Genomic DNA, 1,576 nt, shown 5'->3' with positions numbered 1-1,576 from the left:
GCGACTTCCTTATGTTAACATTTTCATCTTTCAATGTCAACTAAGTTTTTCATTTTGTTTGCCGCATTCTGCGTTATTGCATCAGCGACTTGTTCTATATTACACCTCTATAGCCTAATCGTCAACACCTTTTATTCAATTAATAATAAAAATAATTCCAAAGTTATTTTCTATATTAGTTTCAGTTATTTAATTCCTCTCATTCAATGAAAATAATGAAAAGGACATCCTATTACATACAAAGCGTCCTTTCCATTAAACATTATATACATGCTCTTATAAACTTTAACATTCTTCATTCTCTTTAATATTTTGATCGTCTGATATAAATAAATCAATTAGTTTACGTTTATCCGCCCATATCACTCCAAATAAAACTAAGCTGCCACCTATTACTATTCTCCGCGTTAAAGATTCATTTAATAGAACAATTGAAGCAACTATACTTATTAACGGTAACGCATTTAAATATAATCCACTTACTGATGCCGAGACTGTCTCTAATGCTCTATTCCAAAACCAATACGCTAAAATTGTTGCCCCAATAACAAGATATATTACACTAAACCCTGTCTTCCATGTTTCGATTTTTGGAAAACCATAATAAAAAGTTTCTGCCATTGCAAATGGTAATAGAATAACAGCTCCAATAATTAAAGTTAATGTTGTAAAAACCTTGTTTGATAGATACTGTTCTTGTTTTGGTCGTTTCAGCAATACTGTATAGAAAGCAAACAAGAACGTACTTAATAAAATAAGGATATCTCCTATTAAAGATACTTCTTGATCGACATTACTAGATGGAATTGTAATAAGAAGTACTCCGATAGCCCCCAATACAATACCGATCCAATAATTAAGCCGAATTTTTTCTTTCAAAAAGAACGCCGAAAAAAGAATTGTAACTAAAGGTAAAGCAGCATCAATAATACTAACATGCAATCCACTTGTTAAAGAAATACCGTAGGATGTGAACATAAAGTACCCAGATACGCCAGTAAAAGATAGTAAACTCATTCTTTTCCACGGGACCTGTTTATGTACAACTGATCTTTTTAATTGTTTAAATGAGAATAGTAAACAGATTCCACCAGCTAAGAAAAGGCGAATAAATAACAAAGTAAATGGCTGAATAGATTCTAATGCCCACTTTGTTGGCGCAATGGCTGTCCCCCATAATATAACAGCCACTAATAACATGCATATTTCTTTCATAATCCCCCACACCCATCAAAAAATATATGTTAACTATCTTAATTATAGATTTTTTCTTATGTAAAATCCTTTAAAAATGAAAAACCGTTATGTGAAAAACAACTGAATAGCTATTTTCCACATAACGGTTTCATATAAAAAGTAAAATATTTTAGTCATTCCACGACTCAATTAATACAAAAAGGTAATTCTTACCTTAACCTAACATTTAAATGTATTACTTTATTATCTTTTATGGCATTATCGTTCAAAATTCATTTTAAACAGTCTCTATTTCATCTTTTTTCTTCTTTAAGATTATTTAATTTATGGATTATGACATTTGGTAAATAAAAATAAGCACAAAAAAACCTAAGTCGAA

1 protein-coding gene is annotated in these 1,576 nt (G+C 30.1%); it reads right to left on the bottom strand.

Translation table 11 applies throughout. The annotated features are described in order from the left end of the window. Window positions 1-285: 285 nt before the first annotated feature. Entirely contained in the window at window positions 286-1,215 is a 930-nt protein-coding gene (locus DT250_RS31425) for a DMT family transporter (RefSeq protein ID WP_088610501.1), read from the bottom strand. Window positions 1,216-1,576 lie beyond the last annotated feature (361 nt).

Source organism: Bacillus sp. AR2-1 (assembly GCF_008368755.1).
Classification (GTDB): Bacteria; Bacillota; Bacilli; order Bacillales; family Bacillaceae_G; genus Bacillus_A; species Bacillus_A wiedmannii.
This window is presented reverse-complemented; position numbering and strand designations above follow the sequence as displayed.